Source organism: Sphingomonas sp. 28-62-20, from assembly GCF_002281505.1.
On the sequence record NZ_NCGH01000024.1, the window covers coordinates 22,478 to 38,562 of the forward strand.

The 16,085-nt window shown below is 62.9% G+C and carries 16 protein-coding genes; 7 read left to right on the top strand and 9 right to left on the bottom strand.

The features are described 5' to 3' along the window. Complete coding sequence (gene sdhC / locus B7Y43_RS16480) at positions 1–432, bottom strand: succinate dehydrogenase, cytochrome b556 subunit (RefSeq protein WP_374132769.1); 432 nt, start codon at positions 430–432, stop codon at positions 1–3. A gap of 238 nt (positions 433–670) precedes the next feature. Between sdhC and B7Y43_RS16485 the strand changes: the two genes are divergently transcribed. The 4 genes from B7Y43_RS16485 to B7Y43_RS16500 all read left to right on the top strand — a co-directional run bounded on the left by B7Y43_RS16485 (position 671) and on the right by B7Y43_RS16500 (position 5,147). Then, the gene (locus tag B7Y43_RS16485) at positions 671–2,014 is read left to right on the top strand and encodes a methyl-accepting chemotaxis protein (protein ID WP_374132799.1); all 1,344 of its coding nucleotides are present in this window, start codon (positions 671–673) and stop codon (positions 2,012–2,014) included. A gap of 19 nt (positions 2,015–2,033) precedes the next feature. Then, entirely contained in the window at positions 2,034–3,404 is a 1,371-nt protein-coding gene (locus tag B7Y43_RS16490) for a methyl-accepting chemotaxis protein (protein WP_374132770.1), read from the top strand. Positions 3,405–3,487: 83 nt separating this feature from the next. After that, positions 3,488–4,186, top strand: coding sequence for an SDR family NAD(P)-dependent oxidoreductase (locus tag B7Y43_RS16495; RefSeq protein WP_374132771.1), 699 nt, complete (start codon positions 3,488–3,490; stop codon positions 4,184–4,186). Continuing rightward, on the top strand, positions 4,176–5,147 hold the full coding sequence (locus B7Y43_RS16500) for a 50S ribosomal protein L11 methyltransferase (RefSeq protein WP_374132772.1): 972 nt from the start codon (positions 4,176–4,178) through the stop codon (positions 5,145–5,147). The genes B7Y43_RS16495 and B7Y43_RS16500 overlap by 11 nt, the downstream gene beginning before the upstream one ends. Before the next feature lie 3 nt (positions 5,148–5,150). Here the strand turns inward: B7Y43_RS16500 and B7Y43_RS16505 are convergent, their stop codons facing one another. The 5 genes from B7Y43_RS16505 to B7Y43_RS16525 all read right to left on the bottom strand — a co-directional run bounded on the left by B7Y43_RS16505 (position 5,151) and on the right by B7Y43_RS16525 (position 10,469). Continuing rightward, positions 5,151–5,726: a nucleotidyltransferase family protein gene (locus B7Y43_RS16505; RefSeq protein WP_374132773.1), complete on the bottom strand. Its 576-nt coding sequence runs from the start codon at positions 5,724–5,726 to the stop codon at positions 5,151–5,153. Beyond that, positions 5,723–6,646, bottom strand: coding sequence for an XdhC family protein (locus B7Y43_RS16510; RefSeq protein WP_374132774.1), 924 nt, complete (start codon positions 6,644–6,646; stop codon positions 5,723–5,725). The genes B7Y43_RS16505 and B7Y43_RS16510 overlap by 4 nt, the downstream gene beginning before the upstream one ends. 141 nt (positions 6,647–6,787) lie before the next feature. Continuing rightward, positions 6,788–9,001: a xanthine dehydrogenase family protein molybdopterin-binding subunit gene (locus B7Y43_RS16515; protein WP_374132775.1), complete on the bottom strand. Its 2,214-nt coding sequence runs from the start codon at positions 8,999–9,001 to the stop codon at positions 6,788–6,790. Then, on the bottom strand, positions 8,998–9,981 hold the full coding sequence (locus tag B7Y43_RS16520; RefSeq protein WP_374132776.1) for a xanthine dehydrogenase family protein subunit M: 984 nt from the start codon (positions 9,979–9,981) through the stop codon (positions 8,998–9,000). Before B7Y43_RS16520 ends, B7Y43_RS16515 begins: the two co-directional genes overlap by 4 nt. Continuing rightward, the gene (locus B7Y43_RS16525; protein WP_374132777.1) at positions 9,978–10,469 is read right to left on the bottom strand and encodes a 2Fe-2S iron-sulfur cluster-binding protein; all 492 of its coding nucleotides are present in this window, start codon (positions 10,467–10,469) and stop codon (positions 9,978–9,980) included. The genes B7Y43_RS16520 and B7Y43_RS16525 overlap by 4 nt, the downstream gene beginning before the upstream one ends. A gap of 165 nt (positions 10,470–10,634) precedes the next feature. Between B7Y43_RS16525 and B7Y43_RS16530 the strand changes: the two genes are divergently transcribed. Both B7Y43_RS16530 and B7Y43_RS16535 read left to right on the top strand, forming a co-directional pair. Further along, on the top strand, positions 10,635–11,627 hold the full coding sequence (locus B7Y43_RS16530) for a glycerophosphodiester phosphodiesterase (RefSeq protein WP_374132800.1): 993 nt from the start codon (positions 10,635–10,637) through the stop codon (positions 11,625–11,627). A 17-nt stretch (positions 11,628–11,644) separates the two neighbouring features. Beyond that, positions 11,645–11,920, top strand: coding sequence for a hypothetical protein (locus B7Y43_RS16535; RefSeq protein ID WP_374132778.1), 276 nt, complete (start codon positions 11,645–11,647; stop codon positions 11,918–11,920). A gap of 36 nt (positions 11,921–11,956) precedes the next feature. Here B7Y43_RS16535 and B7Y43_RS16540 read toward each other — a convergent pair whose 3' ends face one another. The 3 genes from B7Y43_RS16540 to B7Y43_RS16550 form a co-directional block, all read right to left on the bottom strand. Beyond that, entirely contained in the window at positions 11,957–12,850 is an 894-nt protein-coding gene (locus B7Y43_RS16540; RefSeq protein WP_374132779.1) for an alpha/beta hydrolase, read from the bottom strand. A 266-nt stretch (positions 12,851–13,116) separates the two neighbouring features. Further along, entirely contained in the window at positions 13,117–14,433 is a 1,317-nt protein-coding gene (locus B7Y43_RS16545) for an NAD(P)/FAD-dependent oxidoreductase (RefSeq protein ID WP_374132780.1), read from the bottom strand. Between the two features lie 57 nt (positions 14,434–14,490). Beyond that, positions 14,491–15,150: a TIGR02117 family protein gene (locus tag B7Y43_RS16550; RefSeq protein WP_374132781.1), complete on the bottom strand. Its 660-nt coding sequence runs from the start codon at positions 15,148–15,150 to the stop codon at positions 14,491–14,493. Between the two features lie 52 nt (positions 15,151–15,202). On the opposite strand from B7Y43_RS16550, the gene phhA reads away from it, so the two are divergent. After that, positions 15,203–16,081 (top strand): phenylalanine 4-monooxygenase, encoded by an 879-nt coding sequence (gene phhA, locus B7Y43_RS16555; protein ID WP_374132782.1) that lies wholly within the window; start codon positions 15,203–15,205, stop codon positions 16,079–16,081. Positions 16,082–16,085 lie beyond the last annotated feature (4 nt).

The window sequence follows — 16,085 nt, forward strand, 5'->3', positions numbered from 1 at the left end:
TTATTTCCCCGCCAGCAAATAGGCCCAATAAGCGACCGTCAGCACCACCGATACGATCATCGTCGATTGTGCCCAGAGCTTGTTGGTCTTCAATTCAAACCCGGCACCGGTATCAAGCAGCAAGTGGCGAATGCCGCTGGCCATATGCTGGAAAAAAGCAAAGGTGAGGCCAATGCCGAACACATAGCCGATCCCGTTGAGCGCGCCCGATTGGACGGTAAAAATGTCCAGAAACTGCGCATAAGCCGCCTCGCCACCGGCAAGGGCGGCCAGCCACCAAACGAACAGCACGGTACCTATTGTTGCCATCCCATCCCCGGTCGCCCGGTGCAGGATGGAGACCAGCATATGCGGCCCCCATTTCCAGATGGTGAGGTGCGGCGAGCGCGGGCGTGTCGCAGAAGGGGGAGCGACGGATGGTTGGGTGGCCAAGACGGAATCCTTGCTTGCTGTGCCGCCGTATTAGCCGTGAGCCGTGGCGATGCAACCCGGCACAAGGGCTGGTTTGAAATCATCTGCATTATCAATGCGGCGATTGCCGAAAAACGGCCAGCCAAGCCCGCTTCCTAACCAGCCCTTAACCAAATCGGGATAGTCCCGGCTTTGAGTTTGTGACTCGCCGCGTTCCCTGGCGCGTCAACATGGAGGTATTTCCTTGAATAGCCATGCTTTGCCCGCGATTGGCACCGTTGCCGCTGCAATCGATTTGTCTGCGCGATTGCGGGTGTTTGATTTCGACGGATCGCTGGCCGCCGCCAGCAGGGACGTCTGGGCATCGCTGGAAGCAGAGATCACCGTCGTTTCCGAAGCGTATTGGCAGCAATGGCTGCGCTGCTTTGCCGATGAACGCACCTGGGCCCCCCATGAAACCGCCAAAATGATCGATCTTGGCGTTACTTTTCTGCGCAACCGTTTCCTGAACACCAGCGGACGAGACTGGGTCGAATCGATCGAGCGATCGGTGGCCTCTGCCTATGTCGGCGGGGTGACGCCAATGGCCTTGCTGTCGATGATCAATGCCAGCGACCGCGCCGCACTCGACATTTTGATGCGCCGGATCGACCGCGCCGACCCCAAATTGCCGGCCTTGATCGATACGCTGATGCGGCTGTCCGCGCTGGAAGGCGAGATCACCGTGGCGATTTATAACGCTTATCGCGACCATAGCGCTGGCGTCGCCCGCGACCGACTGGCCGGCGAATTCCGCGATGGCATTGCCAAAATGGTCGAAAGTGTCAGCCATGAAGGCGGTGCGCTGCGCGCCCAGGCGAGCCGTACCTCCAGTTCGACCCGCGGTATGCTGGGCAAGACATCCGAGGTTGCCGCCGCTGCCGAACAATCGGCGGTCGCGATGCGCGAAGCGGCACAAACCGCCGCCGGGCTGATCCGCGCCATCGAAGATGCGCGGAGCGAGGTTGAAGCCGCCGCCGACATCGCCACCCGCGCGAGCGGTCAGGCGGGGGCAGCCGTGGGCATGTCCGAAACGCTGAGTGACCACGCCAAATCGATCGAATCGATCCTTGGACTGATCCGCGACATTGCCGGGCAGACCAATTTGCTGGCGCTGAATGCTACCATCGAGGCAGCACGGGCGGGCGATGCCGGGCGCGGCTTTGCTGTCGTCGCGCAGGAAGTGAAGAGCCTCGCCAACCAGACCGCGCGCGCAACCGATGACATTGCCGGCAAAATCGCCGCAATTCAGTCGGCGACACGCTCCACTGTTGAAACCAATGCGTCAATTCGATCGACCGTTGCCGAAGTACAGGCATCGGCCGAAAAAATCCGCCGCGCCATGGAAATGCAGGCGCAGACCGTAACGGCGATCACTGCCAGCGTTGATGAAACCGCCCTGGCCGCCGATTCAATGTCGCACACGATCGCAGCGATCCGTGCGGATACCGAAACTGTCGCCAGCGATATCGACCGGGTCGGTCTGGGCTTTGATGCCTTTGACGTCCAGCTCGGCACCCTGAAGACGACTGCTAGCGACTTCATTTCGAAAGTGGCGGCATAAAGAAGAGGATTATTTCGGCATGGCAGACCTGCACCGGACGGCGTTAGGGGGGTGGAGCGGTACTGCACGATCGGCCGCGCAATGTGTTGGCGATTATGACTGGGATGGGGCGATTGGCGCGGGCGCGGCAGAAATCTCGCGCCTGGTCGCCGGATCGGAAGAAGATATCGCCGGGGCGTTTTGGCAGCATTATCTGTCGCTCGACGTCACGGCCCATATCCGTAGCCTGCTGAGCGATGATATTGTGGCGCTGCGCGTCCAGAAGAGCGCGCAATATACGCGGTTGAAATATGCCGATCCCTTTGGCGACAAATGGATGCGCAAGGCCTTCAACCATGCCAGCGAAACCCATGAAGGCAAGATTCCGCTGCCGGCGCTGCTGTCCTCGCTCAGCCTGGCGCATAGCCGGACGCTGGCGATCATTGCTGCCAAGCTGGGCGGCGATACGCAGCGCATTCAGCACCTTGCCGATATCGTCCAGCGGCTCGCGCTGGTCGAGGCCGATGTGATGACCACCTATCTTGGCATGCGCGATGCCCAGCTCGCCCGTGAGGAGCGCGGCAGCCGATCAGCGCAGTTTCGCGAGAGCATTGCCACGTCGATCGAAGGCACGGCGGCGCTGGGCAACCGGATTCGCGTGCAAGCGCAAAAAGCATCACGTTCGGCGCGTGGCATCCTGGGCAAAACCTCTGAAGTCGCCAATGCTGCGGAGGAATCGGCGCTCGCGATGCGCGAGGCAGCACAAACGGCGGCCGGGCTGATCCACGCGATTGAAGATGTCCGCCAAGAAGTCGAAGCGGCGGCCGATATCGCCACCCGTGCGAGCGGCCAGGCAGGGGCCGCGGTCGGCATGTCAGAGGCGCTGAGCGACCACGCCAAATCGATCGAATCGATCCTGGGGTTGATCCGCGACATTGCCGGGCAGACCAATTTGCTGGCGCTCAACGCGACGATTGAAGCCGCACGCGCTGGCGATGCCGGGCGCGGCTTTGCAGTGGTGGCACAGGAAGTGAAAAGCCTGGCCAACCAGACCGCGCGCGCGACCGATGATATCGCCAGCAAAATCGCTGCGATTCAGGCCGCCACGCGATCAAGCGTCGAGACGACCAGTTCGATCCGATCGACCGTCGCCGAGGTGCAAGCGTCTGCCGACAAGATTCGCCGCGCGATGGAAACCCAGGCGCAGACCGTGACCGCAATTACCGCCAGCGTCGACGAAACCGCGCTTACCGCCGATTCAATGTCGCATACCATCGCCACGATCCGCGCGGACACCGAGGCCGTCGCCAGCGATTTCGATTCGCTCGAACGCGCCTTTGGTGAAGTCGATGATCGGCTCGGCGGGTTGAAGGGCGCCGCCGATACGTTTTCGGCCAGCGTTGCGGCTTAACGGCACCGCCAATTCGGTTGCGCCGGCACACTCGAAACGCACGCCGGGGTGACGAACCGGCGGGGAACCGCTAAACTGTTTGAATGAAAAATATTCTCCTGACAGGCTCGTCACGCGGCATCGGCGCGGCGATTGCAAGCGCGCTCGATTTGCCTGAAGTCATGCTGATCGGGCACGGCACGAAGAGCGGAATCGCTGCCGATTTCAGCAAGGCGGATGCCCCGGCGGCGCTGTGGCAAGCAGCGCTTGATCAGTTGGGCGGCACGATCGACGTGCTGATCAACAATGCCGGGATTTTCGACGATAATCCGATCGATCAGGATGATGCCGCCTGGGTCGCCAATTGGGAACGGACGATGCGCGTCAACCTGACCGCCTCGGCCGAACTCTGCCGCTTGGCGGTGCGCCACTGGCAGCAGCGCGGATCAGGCGGGCGGATCGTCAATATCGCCAGCCGCGCCGCCTATCGCGGCGACAGCCCGGCGCACTGGCATTATGCCGCCTCCAAAGCCGGGATGGTGGCAATGACCAAAACGATCGCGCGTGGCTATGCGCGCGACGGCATTTTGGCATTCGCAATCTGCCCCGGCTTTACGATGACCGGCATGGCCGAGGACTATCTGGCAAGCAGAGGGGGCGACAAATTGCTCGCCGACATTCCGCTTGGCCGGGTCGCCATGCCCGATGAAGTGGCCACCGCTGCCCGTTTTCTGGCGATTGATGCGCCGCCGTCGATGACCGGCAGCGTGATCGACGTCAACGGCGCCAGCTATGTCCGATAGCTGGAAGGTCACCTTGCCCTGCACCCGTGCCGAGGCTGAGGCGATCGATGCGAGCGATGATCTGGGCCTATTTCCACCTCCAGTCTTGATGACCTGCGAGCTGACGCCGGACGATGCCAATGATTGGCAGCTTGAAGCCTATTTTGAGGGCAAGCCGAGTGCCGCCACGCTGAAGACGATCCGCGCGCTTGTGCCCAGCGCGGCCCGGCACAAGGCGCGACCCGAACGGATTGTCGATGCCGATTGGGTGACAATGAGCCAGGCCGGGCTGGCACCGGTGACGGCGGGCCGCTTTTTCGTCCACACGGCGTCCAATGCGACGAAGACGCCGCCCGGCATGCGCGCCTTCCAGATCGAAGCGAGCCGCGCCTTTGGCACCGGTCATCACGACACGACCAGCGGCTGTCTCACGATGCTGGACGAATTGAGGCGCAGCGGCGTGCAGGTGCGCAACCTGATTGATATCGGCACTGGGACCGGCTTGCTTGGCTTTGCCGCGATGCATCTTTGGCCCAAGGCCTATGCAACGGCGTCCGACATTGATCCGGCATCGATTGCGGTGACGGCGGAAAATGCAGCGATCAACGGCGTCGCCCTTGGCAAACATCGCGGGCAAATCGCCCTCGCCACCGCACCGGGGTTGCAGCATCCCCTGCTGATTACGCGCGCGCCCTATGATCTGGTGATTGCCAATATCCTGGCCGGTCCATTAATCGCACTCGCCCCGAGCATTGGCATGGCGGTCGCCCCGGGCGGCAATTTGGTGCTGGCCGGGCTGCTGACCAGTCAGGCCGCCAATGTTGTGGCGGCGTATCGGCGGCAGGGGTTGGTGCCGGTCGGCCGGATAACGATGGGCGATTGGCCGACACTGATGTTGCGCAAAAGGCGGCGCTATGGTCAGGATCGCGTATCGCGCCAGGGCCCGCCGATGCCCAATACCCCCAATTTCGGCAGCTGGTGAGGATCACACCAGCGCGCGCAGATGCTCCAGATCTTCGGGCGTATCGATGTCGATCAGCTCTTCGGGGCTGGCGACGACATGCTGGCCAGCGCGAATCAACGCGCGACCGCCTTCGTCGCCCTCAGCGCGCAACAACGCATCAAAACAGCCGGCAGCGAAAAGCGCGGGCGGGCTTGGGTGGCGGCCATCGCTTGACGCGATGACGGCATCGACGCTGTCGGCAGCGTCGAGCAGGCGGCGGAAATGCGCCGCCGTCACGCGCGGCATATCCGCGAGCGCGATCAGCACCGCCGATGCCCCGAGCGCCTGTGCCGCAGCAATGCCGAGCCTTACCGAGCCCGACAATCCCGTCTCCGGCGCCGGATTAACGATCTCGCCGTAGCCATGGCTGGCAAAATCAATCCGGGTGCCCGAGACAATCGCCACCCGTTGCAGAAACGGTACCCCGGCGAGTGCTGTGACGACGTGCAACGCGAGCGGCTGGCCAAGAAAATCAACCGCCAGCTTGTCACCGTCACCAAAGCGCCGCGATTGCCCGGCGGCGAGCAGCACCAGCAAGGTCCGCTCGGCGGCGATCATCGCGCGGTGGCGTGGAAAGCAGCGACCATCGCGGCGGCGACCGACAGCGCGATTTCGGCCGGACCGATGGCGCCGATATCCAGGCCGACGGGGGCATCGATCCGGTCGAGATCAGCCTCGCTAACGCCGGCTGCTGCCAGTCGTTCGCGCCGCGCGGCATGGCTGCGACGCGAACCAAGCGCGCCGACATAGCCGGTAGGGGCCGCGAGCGCCGCGATCAGCGCGGGATCGTCAATCTTGGTATCGTGGCTGAGGGTCACCACCGCCGTCACGGGACCGGGCGCATAGGCCGCAACCGCTTCATCCGGCCAGCGATCATCAAGCGTCACGCCGGGAAAACGCGCTTCGGTAAGGAAGCGAGCGCGGGGATCGATAACGATCGTTTGGATGCCAAGTTCACGGGCGAGTCCCGCCAGCGCCTGGGCGATCTGGACGGCGCCGATGATCAGCAACCGACGGGGGGGCTCGTATCGGTTAATGAAGGCGGCACCCTCGATCGTGCGCAGCGAACTTTGGCCCGAAGACAAATCGGTCGTGACGCTCAGCGCACTCCCTGCCTCGCGTGCTTCCGTGATCCGATCGAACAATTCGGGGTCGAACCCTTCCGCTGACACGGGCTGGACCAGCACCTCGATCTCGCCGCCGCAGGGCAGTCCGACTTCCCAGGCGGCAGCATCCGCCACGCCGTACCGTTTCAGCTGGAATGGCGAACCAGCGATGACTTCGGCGGCGGCGGCCATGATATCGCTTTCAACGCACCCGCCCGACACCGATCCTTCGAACCGGCCATCCTGGTGGACGAGCATATGGCTGCCGCGCGGACGCGGGGCAGAGCCCCAGGTCGAGACGACGGTGGCGATCGCCATCGGTGCGCCTTTCCAGGCGGCGGCGGCGGTGAGGACGGAATCGTTATCGGCCATCTGGTCTCTCTTAATCCGTTCGTCCTGAGTAGCGACTGAGCGAAGTCGAAGGCGCGTATCGAAGGACAGCGTTTGGGGCAGGTGCTTCGATACAGGTCTTCGACTTCGCTCAGCCCTTACTCAGCACGAACGGGTTTATAGCTAAACCGGCGGCAACCCCGGCAAAATCTGATCGAGCGTCATCGGCCAGTCGCGCACGCGAACGCCTGTCGCATTGTAGATCGCGTTGGTGACCGCTGCCCCCGCGCCCGAAATGCCCAGCTCGCCGATCCCCTTCGCCCCGACCGGGCTGGCGTGGTTGTCGATCTCCTCGACGAAATAGGCCTCAATCTGCGGGACATCGGCGTTCACCGGGATGTGATATTCGCCGAGATCGCGGTTGACGTACGATCCGCTGCGCTGATCAAGCACCGCATCTTCATGCAGCGCATAACCAATCCCCCAGATCATCCCGCCCAACGCCTGGCTGCGCGCGGTCTTGGCATTCAGGATGCGCCCGCAATCAAATACGCCGAGCATCCGCCGAACGCGGACTTCACCGGTCACCGCATTGACCGCGACCTCAGCAAATTGCGCGCCGTGCGTCGCCTGGCTGAAGGTGCGGCTATTGGTGCCGGGGCGCAGGCTGCCCATCGCCTCGATCGGCGCATCACCGATCAGCGCGCTGATCGGCACGCGCTTGTTGCCGGCAATGGCGTGACCGTCCTTCAGCGTCATGTCTTCGGGCTTCGCATCCATCCGGCGCGCGAGTTCGGCGACGATATCGTCGCAGGCCAGCTGGACCGACGATCCGCTGGATGCCGCGCCAAATGAGCCGCCCGATCCAGCGGCAACGGGGTAATCCGAATCGCCCAGCTTCACCGTCACCTTGTTGATCGGCAGCCCGAGCATCTCGCCCGCAATCTGCGCCAGGATCGTATAGGTGCCGGTGCCGATGTCGGTCATGTCGGTTTCGATTTCGGCCACGCCATCTGGCGTCAGGCGAACCCGCGCGTCGCTGTTGGCCAGAAAATTGACGCGAGCGGCAGTCGCCATACCCATGCCAATCATCCATTCGCCCTCACGCACCGACCCCGGTGTCCCAACCCGCTTGTCCCAGCCAAAGCGCTTTGCGCCCTCATCAAGGCAATCATTGAGACGGCGCGTGGAGAAGGGCACGCCACGCATCGGATCGACATCGGGCTCGTTCAATTTGCGAAACGCGATCGGGTCGAGCCCCAATTGCTCGGCCATCTCATCCATCGCTGTTTCGAGCGCCATCATGCCGACCGCTTCGCCCGGCGCACGCACGGCGCCAGCGCGGGTGACGTTCAATTTGACGATCTTCGTCGTGAACTGCCGCGCCGGAGACGCATAAAGTGACAATGCACCAAGCGCGACGGGCTCGAAGAAGCTCACGCCGACTTTTTGGCTAACGACGCTGTCCTGCGCCATCCCCGTCAACTTGCCGTCTGCCGTCGCGGCAAGGCGGATGCGCTGGTGCGTGTCCGACCGACCGAAAATCGAATGGAACAGCTGCTGGCGGGTCATCGCCACCCGCACCGGGCGACCAACGGCTTGCGCGGCGATCGAGGCGAGCACCATCTCCGGGCCGCCAATCTTTCCGCCGAACCCGCCGCCGATATAGGGTGAGAGCATCCGGATACGGGCGATATCGATGCCCAGTGACTTGGCAAGCAAGGGCCGCGCGGCGCGGAAAATCTGGATCGAGCCATAGAGCGTCAGATCATCGCCATCCCATTCGGCGACCGCCGCGTGCGGCTCCATCGCGGCATGGACCTGATAGGGCGTTGAATAGGTGACATCGACGGTAAAGTCAGCTTCCGCCATCGCCGCATCGACATCGCCCTTGATCGCATCGGGCAGCATCGATCCTTCATGCGGCGGCTTGGCGCTATCGATATTCGCCAACGTATCGAACTTGCCCTTTTGCGGGGCGTAATCGACCGTCACCGCCATCGCGGCGGCGCGCGCTTGCTCAAAGCTTTCGGCGACGACGAGCGCGACGATCTGGCCATAGCTTTCCACAACGCCATCGAAGCGCGGGGCCATGTCCGCGCCAATATTGGGGGATTCGCTGGGCAGGCGGGGGTCGTCGGTGATGATGGTGATGACGCCGGGCATCAGCGCCGCCTCGATCGTGTCGACCGATTTGACCGTGCCGACCGCGATTGTCGCGGTGACGGCATAGCCATAGGCCAGCTTGCCCTTGGGGCGCTGGTCAGCGGCATAAAGCGCCGCGCCGGTTACCTTGGCGAACCCGTCCGTCCGGTCGACTCCTTTGCCGAGCAGCCCCTGCACGCCACGATCAAGCGCCGACGCGCCATAATCGGCATCCATCTTATGGTCGGTCATGCCGCCTCTCCGGTCAGTTCTCTCAGGGTGGCGATCAGCACCCGCCTTGCAAGCGGTATCTTGAAGTCATTGGTCCCCTGCCCGCGGGCGTCGGCCAGCAAGGCATCCGCAGCAGCGTCGAACACAGCGGTCGAGGGCGCCTGCCCGATCAGTGCGGCCTCAACCGCCGGGTCACGCCAGGGCACCGTGCCGATCCCGCCAAATGCCAGCGCGGCGCTGGCGATCTTGCCGTCCTTAACCGCGACAATCGCAGCAACCGACAACAGCGCAAAGGCGTAGGACGCCCGGTCGCGCACCTTGCGATAGACTTGCTTGCCCTGCGGCGCGGGGGGCAGCTCGACATGGGTGATCAGTTCGCCGGGCTGGAGGGCGTTTTCGATCTGCGGCGTGTCGCCAGGCAGCTGGTAGAAGTCGCCCAGCGCAATCCGTCGCCGGTCGCCGCCGGGTTGCAGCGTCACCACCACCGCATCCAGCGCGCGCATCGCGACCGCCATGTCGCTTGGGTGCGTGGCGATACAGTCCTCGCTGGTGCCGAGCACCGCCATGATCCGGTTAAAGCCCCCTTGGGCCGCGCAGCCGATGCCGGGTTCACGCTTGTTGCAGGCGCGGGCCGTGTCATAGAAATAATAGCAACGGGTGCGCTGGAGCAGATTGCCGCCCGTCGTCGCCTTGTTGCGCAGTTGCGGCGAGGCACCGGCGAGCAGCGCGCGGGCGAGCACCGGGTAGCGCGCCCGAATCCGTGCGTCCTGCGCGAGATCACTATTGGTGACGAGCGCCCCGATCGACAGGCCGCCTTCCGCCGTTTCGGTGATCGTCGCGAGATCGAGGCGAGAGATATCGACGAGCTTGCCTGGGGTTTCGATCTGCAATTTCATCAGATCGAGCAGGTTGGTGCCGCCTGCAATGAAATGCGTGCCCGCACCCCCAGCGGCGACGGCGGCTTCGGGGCTGTCCGCCTTCACATAGTCAAAATGCTTCATGCCCCGGCTACCTCGCGGATCGCATCGACGATATTGGGATAGGCCGAGCACCGGCAGAGATTGCCGCTCATCCGCTCCGAAATCTCATCGTCATTGAGCGTGATATCGTCGAGCGAGTCGCTGACATGGCTCGCCCAGCCGGCCTTGACCTCGTCAAGCATCGCGACCGCCGAGCAGATCTGGCCCGGCGTGCAGAAACCGCATTGAAAGCCGTCATGCCTGATAAAGGCGGCCTGCATCGGGTGGAGCGCATCGCCAGAAGCGAGCCCCTCGATCGTCACAATCTCATCATCCTGATGCATTACTGCCAGCGTCAGGCAGCTGTTGATCCGCCTGCCGTTGACCAGCACCGTACAGGCACCGCATTGACCATGATCACAGCCCTTTTTGGTGCCGGGCAGTCCGGCATGATCGCGCAGCACATCGAGCAGCGAGGTGCGAATATCCGGCTCAGCCTCGTGTCGCTTGCCGTTGATGGTAAAGTGCATGGGTGCCCCTCCTGAAGGGATGCTGTAACGCGCGGTTGCTATCTGGGGTTCGGCGAGAAGGATTGCCATATGAAACGGATTTGGGTCAGCTTAGGCAAGTGGAATCGCATCGGCCTGACGATCGCGGTGCTGGTATCCGTGCCAGCAAGCGGGCAGACTGTCGCCATGGCTCCTGTCAAATCGCTTTCGTCCCCGATCGTCATCGCCCATCGCGGCGCGAGCGGGCTGCGCCCCGAACATACGCTTGCCTCCTATACACTGGCGATCGAGCAGGGTGCCGATTTCATTGAACCCGATCTGGTCTTCACCAAGGATGATATCTTCGTCGCGCGACACGAAAATGACATCACTGGCACCACCGATGTCGCCACGCATCCCGAATTCGCGGATCGCAAAGCGACCAAGGTGATCGACGGTGAATCGCACACTGGCTGGTTCACCGAGGATTTCACGCTCGCCGAGCTGAAGACATTGCGTGCAAAAGAGCGCCTGCCGCAACTGCGCCCCGACAGCGCTAAATATGACGGCCAATTCGAGGTGCCCACGCTTGCCGAGATCATCGCGCTGGCCAAGGCGCAGACGAAGAAGACTGGGCGCACGATCGGCATTTATCCCGAAACCAAGCACCCCAGCTACTTCGCCTCGATCGGCATGCCGATGGAGGCGCGGTTGGTCGCGCAGCTGAAGGCGGTGGGCTGGGACAGCGCCGATGCGCCGGTGTTTATCCAGTCGTTCGAAGTGAATAATCTGAAGGCGCTGCACAAGCTGACCAAGATCCGGCTGATCCAGCTGATGGACGCAAGCGGCGGCCCTGCGGACAAAGCGGCGCCAAGATATGCCGCGATGGCCATGCCCGAAGGGCTGAAGGCGATCGCCCGCTATGCCTATGGCATTGGCCCCAACAAGAATATGATCTGGAACGGCGTCGCTCCCCCGACCAGCCTGGTTGCGGATGCGCACGCCGTCGGCCTCCGGCTGCATCCCTGGACCTTCCGCGCCGAGAATGCCTTTCTGCCCGCGCTGTTTCGCGACGGCACCAATCCGGCGACGCATGGCCAGCTAAGCGCTGAAATCACTGCCTATTTGAAGCTTGGCGTTGACGGGGTGTTTACTGATTATCCGCAAATCGGTGCTAGAACGGTCGCTGCCTTCAAATAAGGGCGGGAGCCTGACGGATGCGGATGATTGCTGTCTTCACCTTGGCGGTTGCGCCGATTGCGCTCGGCGGCTGCCTGGCGACAACGGCGGTGGGGATCGTCACCGCGCCGGTCAAGATCGCCAGCCAGACCGCCGACTGGGCAACCACCAGCCAGGACGAGGCCGATCGCAAGGCGGGGCGCAAAGCCCGCAAAGCCGAAGCGCGCGAAGATCGCGAACGCCGCGCCGCTGAGCGCCGCTGTCGGCATGACCGCGATGCGTGCGACGATGGCTATCGCAGCGGCGCATATTGAGCCGATTCTGGCGGGCTGAAAGCACCGTCCTTCGCGTTACAATATGCCGATGTCATGCAGCCACTGCTTGACGTGTCCCGGCCATGCCGTGGTGACCGGATCAGCGGTCGGCCGCATCCCAAAGGCATGGCCGCCCTTTGCATAGAGACGCATATCGACCGGCACGCCCGCATCATTCAGCGCCAGCGCATAGGCCATTGGTTCACGGACATCGTCCACAGGGTCGTTCATGGCATGAATGATCAGCGTTGGCGGGGCCTTGGGACTTATCGTGACCCATGGCTTGAGTTCGAGACTGTTCCTGCCCTTGCTGTCGTCCAGCATGCGGGCGGTGTAAGCGACGATCGCGAAGTCGGGGCGTGGCGATTGCTGGTCAGCCGCGTCGGCAAGCGGATAAGTGCGTTCTTCGGTGTTGCTCATATTCGCCACGAGATACGCGCCGGCGGAAAAGCCGATCACGCCGATCTTGTGCGGATCGATGCCATAGGTGGCGGCGCTTTGGCGCAACAATCCCATCGCGCGCTGGGCATCTTCCAAACCGAGCAGCAGCTTTGGCCGCTGCTGCCGCCCATTCTCCTGCGGCCACACTTGCGGCGTCCGGTATTTCAGCATGACGCAGGTCATGCCCTGCAGGACCACCCAATCGCAGATTTCGGTGCCTTCAAGATCGGTCGCCACGGCGTAAAATCCACCGCCGGGCAAGACCAGCATTGTCGCTCCCGTGTTCCGCCCTTTTGGCCGGTAGATCGTCATGGTCGGGCGCGTGATATAGCTCGCCCAATGCCATTTGCGCCCCCCGACAAGCGGTGAGCCATTGCCGGTCGCCTCAGGATGATCGCCTGAGTCAGGTTTGACGAGCACCACGTTTGCCGGCCAGAGCGCCACCTGTGTGCCGCCAGCCGTTGGCTGCCAAATGCCCGCGCGCTCCACCTTCGGAACCTCCACTTTGGCAGGTGCGCTGTCAGCCTTGATTGCCTGACCGCATGCCGATGCAGCGAGGCCAATTGCAACGAGAAACGAAGGGGCAATAGCGCCTTTCCACGACAAATCCGTCTCTCCCGTTTCGAAGAGCGAAGGGACGATCAGTCGATGCCCCTGCGCTAAGCTGTATGCAGGGCAGCAGGATTACCGGCATGAGCCATGTCGAGCAACTGCGGTCATCCAAAGGGGCGAGGTTACCGCCCGCCGCCCCCCGATCACTCCTTGGGCGCGTCGTCCGTCCACACCGTTGTCGGCATCATCCCATCGCCCAGCCCGGTGATCAGCCGCGCGCCGCGATCGAAGGTGATGTAGCTCCACAGCCACTGCGTGCCGACGGTGATCCGGCTGCGGAAATCGGACAGGTAGAAAAGATGCGCGGTTGACCAGACGAACCAGGCCGAAAAGCCGCTAAGCTTGGTGCGCCCGAAATCAGCGACGGCGCGCTTGCGGCCAATCGTCGCCAGATTACCGTAATCCTTGTACTTGAAGCGCCGGGGCGGTCGGCGGCGGCGGATGGTGGCGCGGATGACGCGGGCGACAAACTGGCCCTGCTGCTTGGCTGCGGGGGCAACGCCCGGGACTGGTCGCCCCCCTGCCCCTTCGACCGAAGATGTATCACCGATCACGAAGATATCGGGATGGCCCGGCACGCTCATATTGGGCTTGACGATGACTCGCCCGGCCCGGTCTGCCTCCGCGCCCAGCCAGGCGGCTGCCGGTGAGGCCTTTACCCCCGCCGCCCAGACGATCACCGCCGCGCTCAACCGTTCGTCGCCAATCATCACCGAATCAGCCGTGATGTTGGTGACCCGATTGCCAAGTCTGACCTCAACGCCGAGATGCTCGAGCGATGCTTTCGCCTTTTCCGCAAGATCGGCCGGAAACGCGGCCAATAGTCGGGGGGCCGACTGGACCAACATCACGCGCACGCAGCTGGGCGATAGATGCCGGAAATCCAGGTCAGCGGCATGGCGCGTCAGCTCAGCAATCGCGCCCGCCATCTCGACCCCGGTCGGGCCGCCGCCGATCACAATGAAAGTCAAATGCTGCGACCGGGTCACTGGATTTTCCTGCCGATCGGTCTCGGCGCGCTCCATTGCGACGAGAATCTTGGAGCGCACCTTGATCGCGTCGTCGATCGTCTTGATGCCCGGCGCGTCTCCGGCCCAATCTTCGCGCCCGAAATAGCTGTGGCGCGCACCCGTCGCGATCACCAACGCGTCATAGGGCAGCGATGTGCCGCTTTCGAGCTGGACAAGGCGCGCTTCACGATCGACCGAAACGACGCTGTCGAGCAGCACGCGGGTGTTGCGATAGCGGCGAACGATGGCGCGGATCGGCGCGGCAATATCGGCAGGCGACAGCGCCGCCGTCGCGACTTGGTACAGCAAGGGCTGGAAGAGATGATGGTTCTGACGATCAATCAGCGTGACATTGGCCTTGGCTCCGCGCAGCCCGCGCGCCACCGCCAGCCCGCCGAACCCGGCTCCGATGATGACGATTTCGGGCGTGCGTCGTGCTTTTTTGTCCATTGTCGGTATTTAGCCCATAATGGTGCGGCGGAATCCAGATTTTGGTGCGCTCAACACTCAGAACCAGCCCATCACGGTCACTGAAAAGGGCGTCCACACCCCAATCCGCACCCCGGCATGGCGCAGCGCGTCCCCCGTCCAGGCATTGCACGTTCGAATCGCGTCATAGCGCCCTCGTCCCTGATAAAAGGCATCATGGCGATCATAGCCGAAACGATGCGCCGGGTGGGCACCGTCCATACTGGCGCGGATAAAGCTGGCCAGCTTTTGATACTCCGCCGGGCGCAACACGACCACGCGCTGATCCTCGCCAGGCGCTGGCCAGGACACATGCTCGATATGCACCAATGTCTCATCGCTGCCGGTCGCCGCATGCAGGGTGGTGGATAGACGAATGTCGGTCCAGCGCGGGGTGCCGAGATAAAAGGCGCGCTCACCCCAGCCAATCGCCAGATAGCCGCGCGCCGCCAATCGGGGATCGGCAATATCGGCTGGCTGGGCGATATCGCGCCAATCAACACCGACCGCCGTCATCGGTACGATGATGCCGGTGTGGATGCCGTTGGTTTCAACGACGATCGGCACACCCTGGGCCGGGGCCTGCCAGCCGACATTGGCGGGCAGGACGCCACCGATCATCCCCGCCGCGCCATAACCAAGCAAGACGACCGCGATCGCACCGATCACCAGTTCCACAAACGCCCATAATCGCGCCACAGCGGGATCCCCCTCTTTTCCAGACCCGGTTAGTTTGTGATATGACAAGGCAATGGAAGATCAAACGCATGTTCTCGATCGCCCGCCACCGGGTGCCGCTGCCGACTGGACCGTGCCGCAAGATTGGGCGCGCTTCACGCCGGCGGAGCATTTGGTGTGGGACACGCTCTACGCGCGGCAGGTGAAACTCCTGCCCGGTCGGGCTTCAACCGCGTTTTTGCGCGGACTGGACGCGCTGCAGCTATCGAAATCGGGCATTCCCAATTTCGAGGAGCTTTCCGAACGGCTGATGAAGCTGACCGGGTGGCAGGTGGTGGCGGTGCACGGCCTGGTGCCCGATGATGTGTTTTTCGATCACATGGCCAATCGCCGCTTCGTCGCGGGCAATTTCATCCGTGGCGCCGATCAGCTCGATTATCTGCAGGAACCCGATGTTTTTCACGATGTGTTCGGCCATGTGCCGATGCTCGCTGATCCGGTCTTTGCCGATTACTGTGTTGCTTACGGCAAAGGGGGCCAGCGTGCGTTGGGGCTGGGCGGGCTTGGCTATCTCAGTCGGCTCTACTGGTACACGGTCGAATTCGGGCTGATCGCTGACCCCGAAGGCTTGCGTATTTATGGGGCGGGCATTGTCTCCAGCGCGTCGGAAAGTCGCTTTGCGCTTGATGACCCCAGCCCCAACCGGATCGGCTTCGATCTGCAGCGGGTGATGCGCACCGATTACCGGATCGACGATTTTCAGCAGAATTACTTCGTGATCCCCAGCTATGAAGAATTGCTGCGCGTCACGGTGGAAACCGATTTCGCGCCGCTTTATGAGGCGATCAAGCCACTGCCCGATATCGCCATTGCCGATATCCTGCGGGACGATGTGGTGATCACGCGCGGGACGCAGGCTTATGCGCGGGAACGGGATAAGGACCGGGGATAGCGCC

Coding starts and splice junctions, on each gene's coding strand:
- B7Y43_RS16530 (WP_374132800.1), top strand. CDS start 10,635: ATGGCTCCTGTCAAATCGCTTTCGTCCCCGATCGTCATCGCCCATCGC.
- B7Y43_RS16545 (WP_374132780.1), bottom strand. CDS start 14,433: ATGGACAAAAAAGCACGACGCACGCCCGAAATCGTCATCATCGGAGCC.
- B7Y43_RS16500 (WP_374132772.1), top strand. CDS start 4,176: ATGTCCGATAGCTGGAAGGTCACCTTGCCCTGCACCCGTGCCGAGGCT.
- phhA (WP_374132782.1), top strand. CDS start 15,203: ATGGAAGATCAAACGCATGTTCTCGATCGCCCGCCACCGGGTGCCGCT.
- B7Y43_RS16495 (WP_374132771.1), top strand. CDS start 3,488: ATGAAAAATATTCTCCTGACAGGCTCGTCACGCGGCATCGGCGCGGCG.
- B7Y43_RS16490 (WP_374132770.1), top strand. CDS start 2,034: ATGGCAGACCTGCACCGGACGGCGTTAGGGGGGTGGAGCGGTACTGCA.
- B7Y43_RS16505 (WP_374132773.1), bottom strand. CDS start 5,726: ATGATCGCCGCCGAGCGGACCTTGCTGGTGCTGCTCGCCGCCGGGCAA.
- B7Y43_RS16535 (WP_374132778.1), top strand. CDS start 11,645: ATGCGGATGATTGCTGTCTTCACCTTGGCGGTTGCGCCGATTGCGCTC.
- B7Y43_RS16510 (WP_374132774.1), bottom strand. CDS start 6,646: ATGGCCGATAACGATTCCGTCCTCACCGCCGCCGCCGCCTGGAAAGGC.
- B7Y43_RS16520 (WP_374132776.1), bottom strand. CDS start 9,981: ATGAAGCATTTTGACTATGTGAAGGCGGACAGCCCCGAAGCCGCCGTC.
- B7Y43_RS16525 (WP_374132777.1), bottom strand. CDS start 10,469: ATGCACTTTACCATCAACGGCAAGCGACACGAGGCTGAGCCGGATATT.
- B7Y43_RS16515 (WP_374132775.1), bottom strand. CDS start 9,001: ATGACCGACCATAAGATGGATGCCGATTATGGCGCGTCGGCGCTTGAT.